Source organism: Pseudomonas sp. K8, assembly GCF_014889455.1.
Taxonomy (GTDB): domain Bacteria; phylum Pseudomonadota; class Gammaproteobacteria; order Pseudomonadales; family Pseudomonadaceae; genus Aquipseudomonas; species Aquipseudomonas veronii.
On sequence record NZ_VJWO01000095.1, the window covers coordinates 1 to 7,560 of the forward strand.

General features: G+C 47.0%; 7 protein-coding genes and 1 pseudogene. 7 read left to right on the forward strand and 1 reads right to left on the reverse strand.

What is annotated here, in order from left to right:
• From INT12_RS30120 to INT12_RS30145, 6 genes are all read left to right on the forward strand, one after another.
• The coding region (locus INT12_RS30120; protein ID WP_193059155.1) for a hypothetical protein at positions 1 to 908 on the forward strand (908 nt) is incomplete at its 5' end.
• Between the two features lies 1 nt (position 909).
• Positions 910 to 1,815 (forward strand): glycosyltransferase family 2 protein, encoded by a 906-nt coding sequence (locus INT12_RS30125; protein ID WP_193059156.1) that lies wholly within the window; start codon positions 910 to 912, stop codon positions 1,813 to 1,815.
• A gap of 64 nt (positions 1,816 to 1,879) precedes the next feature.
• Positions 1,880 to 2,806 (forward strand): glycosyltransferase, encoded by a 927-nt coding sequence (locus INT12_RS30130; protein ID WP_193041176.1) that lies wholly within the window; start codon positions 1,880 to 1,882, stop codon positions 2,804 to 2,806.
• Entirely contained in the window at positions 2,803 to 3,768 is a 966-nt protein-coding gene (locus INT12_RS30135; RefSeq protein WP_193041177.1) for a UDP-glucose 4-epimerase family protein, read from the forward strand. Before INT12_RS30130 ends, INT12_RS30135 begins: the two co-directional genes overlap by 4 nt.
• The gene (locus tag INT12_RS30140; RefSeq protein ID WP_193059157.1) at positions 3,765 to 4,790 is read left to right on the forward strand and encodes an MraY family glycosyltransferase; all 1,026 of its coding nucleotides are present in this window, start codon (positions 3,765 to 3,767) and stop codon (positions 4,788 to 4,790) included. The genes INT12_RS30135 and INT12_RS30140 overlap by 4 nt, the downstream gene beginning before the upstream one ends.
• A gap of 94 nt (positions 4,791 to 4,884) precedes the next feature.
• The gene (locus INT12_RS30145; protein ID WP_102618364.1) at positions 4,885 to 6,879 is read left to right on the forward strand and encodes a polysaccharide biosynthesis protein; all 1,995 of its coding nucleotides are present in this window, start codon (positions 4,885 to 4,887) and stop codon (positions 6,877 to 6,879) included.
• Between the two features lie 118 nt (positions 6,880 to 6,997).
• On the opposite strand, the pseudogene INT12_RS30150 reads toward INT12_RS30145, so the two are convergent.
• Positions 6,998 to 7,204 (reverse strand): annotated as a pseudogene (locus INT12_RS30150) (transposase domain-containing protein); the annotation flags it as partial.
• Between the two features lie 135 nt (positions 7,205 to 7,339).
• Here INT12_RS30150 and tnpB point away from each other — a divergent pair.
• On the forward strand, positions 7,340 to 7,438 hold the full coding sequence (gene tnpB / locus INT12_RS30155; protein ID WP_319018069.1) for an IS66 family insertion sequence element accessory protein TnpB: 99 nt from the start codon (positions 7,340 to 7,342) through the stop codon (positions 7,436 to 7,438).
• The last annotated feature ends 122 nt before the right edge of the window (positions 7,439 to 7,560 follow it).

The following is a 7,560-nucleotide window of genomic DNA, read 5'->3' on the forward strand; positions in this document are numbered from 1 at the left end:
CTTTAGTGCTTATTTATTATATCGATTTTTTTAAAATTGATATGTCCAGAGCCGTGAAGTTGACAGGAGCTATTTTTGCGATTTTGATGTGTAGTTTATGCTTTCTGCTCATGGTACTGCCGGGATTAGCACTGGGTAACGAATTGCTTAACTTCTACAATGTGAATGAGTTAGGTTTTTACGGTACACGAAATTTTGGTGGGCTGCAGATGTTTATGCTGCATCATAGATCTTCGCCTTTTTTGTTGGTTCCACTTTCGCTTTTTTTTATTGATTATTTAAAGTCAAAAAAAATAACTGCATTGTTTTTCATTGCTGTTATTTTAACGGCTATTATATGCTCAGCCTCTCGCGCCCTGATGGCAATGGCTTTAGTATCACTGCTTGTGTTGTATTTTTTTTATAAGAGTTGGTCCATGCGGCTCATATTGATAATGTTTACTATTCCCATCTTAATATTTTTCGTAGGTTATCTTGCAAACGAGACGAGTATATTGAGCTCAGATGAGGAATCCAATAGTATTAAAATCGGCCATTTGGTTTCGTTTTTCAATATCATTGATTGGAAAATGTTAATTTTTGGGCAAGGCCTCGGATCTTATTTTTTTACTGAGGGGTATGGTGTAGTGGTATCTCAGACTGAAATTACGTGGATGGATGCTATTCGTTTTTTTGGCTTACCTCTCTCTATTGTACTGTTGATGCTTCTTTTTTTTCCCGTGCGAAATGTCCCATTAAATTCAAGTTTTTCTTCCTGTAGGGTGATAATGCTTTTGTATATAATTATGTCTATGAGCAATCCAGTGCTGCTTAACTCATTTGGCTTCTTGGTAGTATTGTGGTATTGGTCTGTAATAACGAGGGATCAACTGTCTCTGGTTGCACAGGGGCAAACAATTGGAGAGTAAGTTGGAGACGATTGCGGCGGTGGTTGTTGGCTATAATCCCGATATAAAAGTTCTTGACGATCTTCTGGTTTCGCTGTCTGAGCAGGTCGCTCTATTGATATTGGTTGATAATGGCGGAGCAGAAAACTTTCTTCAGGAGCGCCCTGAAGTGAAATCGTTTGTAAAATATTTGTCTTTGGATGGAAATAAAGGCCTAGGTGTTGCGTTAAACGCAGGGTTTCAGTTGGCGGTTGACAGTGGTATTCAGTACGTGGTGACTTTTGATCAAGATAGTCATGCTGAGCCAGACCTTATCAGTGAACTTGAATCTGCGATGCGGCTTGCCAAATCCCGAGATGAAAAATGTATTGCTGTGAGTCCTGCTTTTTTTGATCGAAGAGACGGGAAGAGAATTCCGTTTCCTTTTTATCAGTCAGTCAACGGTGTTATTGCACCAGTTTTCGTGTCGCAGGACTCAAGTGGTCTAGTACGTGCTGATGCACTCATCACTTCCGGTATGCTGGTGGACACCATCGCTTGGAAGGAAGGTATCAAATACGACGATGGTATGTTTGTCGATTTTACTGATACTGAATGGTGCTTTAGAGTTCGTGATCAAGGTTATACGCTATACGGTTGTCTAAGCGTAGAAATGGGGCATGCGTTGTCAGACGCACCGCCGGTCAAGATTTTTGGGTTGAGTTTTTTTCGATATTCCCCCGTGCGTCGCTATTTTTTCTTCAGGAATACAGTGGCGGTCTGCCGTATGGAGCACACCCCAATGTGCTGGAAGAAAAGATTATCCATTGCTTTAGTACTTCGTTTTTTCGTAAATCTGGTTATTGATAAGGATAAGATACAATCGTTGAAAATGATGGCGCGGGGGGTTCGCCACGGACTTAGAAAAAGCTTAGGTCCAGTTCATTGAATCGGCGATATCGGCGGTGTTACGAGTTTTCGTACTGTATTGATTTGCACGAGATTTGCTCTTGATGAAAAATGCGTTGATGCAACCCCGTTATTTAGTATTGCTCGCTGCGTACAATGGTATGGAGTGGATTGCTGAGCAAGTGTCATCCATCCTTAATCAAGAAGGCGTATCCGTTAAGCTCTTGATTAGCGTCGATTCCTCAACGGACGGTACTGAGTGCTGGGTCGCGGATTTAGCTGAATTAGATCCTCGTGTAGAGTTTCTTGCGCATGGTGTCAAATTTGGTGGCGCGGCTCGTAACTTTTTCAGACTAATCAAAGATGCACCGGCAGAGGGTTATCATTACGTGGCATTCGCTGATCAGGATGACATATGGTCAACTCAAAAGCTAATCCATGCAGCAGACGTATTATCAACAGCGTGTGCGGACGGTTACTCAGGGAACGTTACCGCTTTCTGGCCCGATGGCAAAGAATGTCTAATCGTTAAATCGCAACCTCAAGTTAAATATGATCATCTTTTCGAAGCTGCAGGTCCTGGTTGCACTTATGTTTTTACCAAGACATTATTTTCTCAGCTTAAACAACATATTATTGATGGCTATTCCGAGGTGCAGTGTGTCACACTTCATGATTGGTATTGTTATGCTTTTAGCAGGTCTCAGGGGTATAAGTGGGTGATTGACGATAACTCCTATATGAGGTATCGGCAACATTCCAATAATCAAGTTGGCGTGAATAGCGGATTAAAGGCTTTTAGAACAAGGCTCTTGAAAGTATTTGATGGCTGGTGGTTAAATCAAGCTGCTTTGATTTCCAAGTTGACGGGCGTTGAAAATACTCCTTTCGTCCAGAGTTGGATAAGCTTGCGCCGCGTCGACCTTATTCGATTAGCTTTTTCCGGTTATAAGTGCCGTAGACGTGTTCGAGATAAAATCCTATTTACAGTATTGTGCGTCGTATTGGCAATTTTGAGACAGAAGAAATGACCAGGATATTGGTTACCGGCGGCAGTGGATTTGTGGGAAGGCGCTTGATTGAAAAATTTATAAGCGTTACTGATTATCACGTAGGCGCGATTGTTCGTCATGTACCTGCGCAGCCCGTAAAAAATGTCGTTTATCATCACGTGCCCGATTTTTCCATTATCGATACGGATCTCAACGCATTGAAAGGCGCTGAAGTCGTGATCCATCTTGCGTCACGTGTCCACGTCATGAATGATAAAGAAGTTGATCCTCTGGCTGCTTTTCGTCTGGTTAATGTCAGCTATACGCTTAAATTAGCCCGTAGTGCTGCAATGGCTGGTGCTAAGCGGTTCATTTTCGTAAGTTCGGTAAAGGTCAATGGAGAGGGCACCGTGCTTGGGCATCCATATAGGGAAACTGATGTGCCAGCGCCCGTTGATCCGTACGGTGTTTCCAAAATGGAAGCTGAAGCAGGCTTGCGTCTGATTGCTGTCGAGACAGGCCTGGAAGTTGTCATTGTTCGACCAGTACTCGTTTATGGTCCGGGTGTAACCGCCAATTTTGAGCGCATGATGAAGTGGTTGCAAAGAGGTGTACCGTTACCATTCGGCGCGATATGTAATCAGCGGAGTCTGGTTGCTTTGGATAACCTCGTGGATTTTATCATGACGTGTATAAGTCACCCTGCGGCTTGTGATCAGACATTTTTGGTGAGTGATGGTGAGGATGTTTCCACTACGCAACTACTACAAAAACTGGCAAATATGCTGAGCAGTTCTGCGCGTCTGTTGCCTGTACCTGAGTCGATATTGAGAGCTGGCGCCAAGCTGTTGGGTAAGGCAGCGCTTTCCCAACGGCTTTTTGGTTCTCTGCAAGTTGACATTACCAAAGCTCGCGCGTTGTTGGGGTGGTGCCCGGTGGTCACTGTGGATCAGGGGCTACGAAAAACGGTGGATCATTTTCTGAACGAGCGAACTAAATGAAGTATTGGTATTTTTTTCCGATAGTTGTATTGTTATCGTTTGTTTTGACGGCAGTGTTGCGACAATACGCGTTGCATCGCAGCATCATAGACATTCCCAATGCGCGGAGCTCCCATTCAATTCCCACTCCGCGTGGCGGTGGAGTTGCGATTGTAGTGACGTTCTTGATTTCATTGGTTTTGCTCGGATGTCTTCAATTACAACCTTTTGCTTGGCTAACTGGGTTGGTAGGCGCCGGGAGCTTAGTCGCGGTGATCGGTTTTATGGATGATCATGGGCATATTGCTGCACGTTGGCGTTTGCTATTGCATTTTGTAGCGGCGCTATGGGCGCTGTTCTGGTTCAATGGCTTACCAGTCTTAAGTATTTTGGGATTCTCTATAGATTTGGGTTGGATAGGGCATGCGCTTGCAGCGTTTTATCTTGTATGGATGCTCAATCTTTATAATTTTATGGATGGTATCGACGGTCTAGCCAGCGTTCAGGCTATCAGCGTTTGTTTAGGGATGTGCGCCATTTACTTTTTTTTCGGTTTTGAGAATTTGATTTGGGCTCCGGCGACACTCGCGATGGCGGTAACCGGATTTCTTTTTTGGAATTTCCCTCCTGCTAAAATATTCATGGGCGACGCAGGTAGCGGTTTCCTAGGTATCACGTTGGGTATTCTTTCGCTGCAAGCTGTATGGGCGGAACCCGGCTTTCTCTGGGCTTGGTTGATTATGCTAGGCGTGTTTATTTGCGATGCGACCTTTACATTGTTGCGTAGATTGCGTCGAGGGGATAGGGTTTACGAGGCTCACCGAAGTCATGGTTACCAGTTTGCATCGCGTAAGTTAGCTAAACATTTACCCGTTACTGCCGCGGTGCTTTGTATAAATATTTTTTGGTTATTGCCAATCGCTTTTTTAGTCATGAAATTCCGACTGGTAGGCTTTTTGGGGCTGGTTTTCGCTTACATTCCACTTATCTTTCTCGCGGTTAAATTTAACTCGGGTGCAGTTGAACATTCTAATTTAAGATAAGTTGATATTTTTTTGGTTTCATGGTGTGCTGAATGGCACGCGATTCCTGTCTCTGGACGCTCAGGGGCGGATAGTAAAGAGCGGCGGACAATTTATGGACAAAGTTAGATTGTTTCTCTTGGCGCTTTCGCGCCGACAAAAGCGGTTCATCCAGGTTGGGACGGACGTGGTGTTGGTCTGGCTTTCCTTGTGGGTGGCCTTTCTCGTTCGCCTTGGTATCGACGAAATGATAAATCCTGTCAGCAGACATTTCTGGCTATTCGTCGCCGCCCCACTGGTGGCCGTCCCTCTGTTCATTCGCTTCGGGATGTACCGTGCAGTGATGCGTTATTTTGGTAACGACGCATTAATAGCAATCATCAAGGCAGTCAGCTTGTCAGCTCTTATTCTTGGTGTGGTTGTATATTGGTATAGCAATCATCAAAACGTGGTACCGCGCTCGATCATCTTCAACTATTGGTGGCTTAGTCTGATCATGATTGGCGGGCTGCGTCTGGCGATGCGCCAGTATTTCTTGGGGGACTGGTTTACAGCTGTTCAACACGTACCATTCACTAGCAGGGATAACGGGTTACCCAGGGTTGCCATCTATGGTGCGGGGGCTGCTGGTAATCAGCTTGTCGCTGCGCTGCGCATGGGGCGAATAATGCGTCCAGTGGCATTTATTGACGATGACAATGAAATCTCTGAGCGCGTTATTTCCGGGTTGCAGGTATACAAGCCCAAGCGAATTCAGCAGATGATCGAGGAAACGGGGGCGCAAGAAATTCTACTGGCCATTCCCTCTTCGAACCGAGGTCGCCGCCGTGAAATCCTTGGCTTCCTTGAGGGTTTCCCTCTTCATGTACGAAGCGTTCCCGGATTCATGGACTTGGCCAGTGGCCGGGTCAAGGTAGATGATATTCAGGAAGTCGACATCGCCGACTTGTTGGGGCGGGATGCGGTACCTGTGCAGGATGAGCTGCTGGAGCATTGTATCAAGGGGCAAAGTGTCCTGGTAACAGGGGCGGGCGGTTCCATTGGCTCAGAGCTCTGCCGGCAGATTCTCGCCCTGCAGCCGACCACGTTGTTATTATTTGAGCACAGTGAATTCAACCTCTACAGCATTCTTTCAGAGCTTGAGCAACGTATTACCCGAGAGTCGCTACTGGTGAAGTTGTTGCCGATCCTCGGCTCTGTACGTAATGAGTCCAAACTGCTGGATGTGATGAAAACCTGGCACGTTGACACCGTCTATCATGCAGCGGCTTACAAACATGTGCCAATGGTTGAACACAATATCGCAGAGGGCGTATTGAACAATGTTCTCGGTACGCTGAATACTGCGCAGGCAGCGCTCCAGGCCGGGGTGTCGAATTTTGTACTGATTTCTACAGACAAGGCCGTTCGCCCGACCAACGTGATGGGCAGCACCAAACGTCTGGCTGAGCTGACTCTGCAAGCCTTAAGCCTTGAGCTGGCACCAGTATTATTTGGTGATAGATCTAACATCTCGCGGGTTAACAAAACGCGTTTTACCATGGTGCGTTTCGGTAATGTGCTGGGTTCTTCCGGCTCGGTGATCCCGCTCTTTCACAAACAGATCAAGTCTGGAGGACCGTTAACTGTTACTCATCCGAAAATCACCCGCTACTTCATGACTATCCCCGAAGCGGCTCAACTGGTTATCCAGGCAGGCTCGATGGGGCTGGGTGGAGATGTTTTTGTTCTGGACATGGGCGAACCGGTTAAAATCGTCGAGCTGGCTGAAAAGATGATTCACTTATCGGGCCTGAGCGTTCGTTCCGAAAAAAATCCGCATGGTGATATTGCCATCGAGTTCTCCGGTCTACGTCCGGGTGAAAAGCTTTACGAAGAGTTGCTGATTGGTGACAACGTTTTAGCCACTCGGCACCCGATGATCATGAGCGCTAATGAAGATCACCTTTCTTGGGATGTTCTCAAGGTCAAGCTGAGCGAGTTGCTCGCTGCCGTGGATCAAGACGATTATATCCGCGTTCGTCAACTGCTCCGCGACACCGTCAGCGGCTATTGCCCGGACGGCGAAATCGTTGACTGGATCTACCAACAGCGCCGCTTCGAGCCGTAATTTAACACCCTGTAACTCAAGCTTTTTTGTACGCGCTCCATAAACCCCACCGACGTCAAGATGGGTGGCACGCTTAGCTAGGCGACACCGGCGAGCAGTTCCACGGCAACAGCGCTTCTTAATCTTCAACCGAGGTCGCCAGTGGCAACCGTTCTAGTGCGTGGCGCAGCCACGCATAGGGCTCTTGGTCGTTGGCTTTGGCAGTCTCGACCAGGCTGTAAAGTTGAGTACTTGCCCTAGCGCCTTTGGGCGTATCGCTGAACAACCAGTTCTTTCTTCCGATAACGAAGGGCCTGATCGCACGCTCGGCGGCGTTGTTGTGTAGTAAGCGATCCATCACCTACACATTCAAAGCCGCCCATTGAAGCCTGATGCTGTGCTCCCGATCTCTTTACGGAGCCAGCACCTCATGATGCGTCCCGACGCCAAAGTCGAAAAAGTCTACCTCTAGCCCAAGCCCGTGGATTTTCGAAAATCCATCGACGGCCTCGCCGCCCTGGTCGAGCTGGATATCAAGGTGGCGGTATTCGACCCGGTACTTTTTGTTTTTCTAAAGTAAGCGATCCATCACCTACACATTCAAAGCCGCCCATTGAAGCCTGATGCTGTGCTCCCGATCTCTTTACGGAGCCAGCACCTCATGATGCGTCCCGACGCCAAAGTCGAAAAAGTCTACCTCTA

Excerpts from the sequence above, each read along its gene's own strand:
- INT12_RS30130 (WP_193041176.1), top strand. The coding sequence starts at position 1,880 with ATGAAAAATGCGTTGATGCAACCCCGTTATTTAGTATTGCTCGCTGCG.
- INT12_RS30135 (WP_193041177.1), top strand. The coding sequence starts at position 2,803 with ATGACCAGGATATTGGTTACCGGCGGCAGTGGATTTGTGGGAAGGCGC.
- INT12_RS30140 (WP_193059157.1), top strand. The coding sequence starts at position 3,765 with ATGAAGTATTGGTATTTTTTTCCGATAGTTGTATTGTTATCGTTTGTT.
- INT12_RS30145 (WP_102618364.1), top strand. The coding sequence starts at position 4,885 with ATGGACAAAGTTAGATTGTTTCTCTTGGCGCTTTCGCGCCGACAAAAG.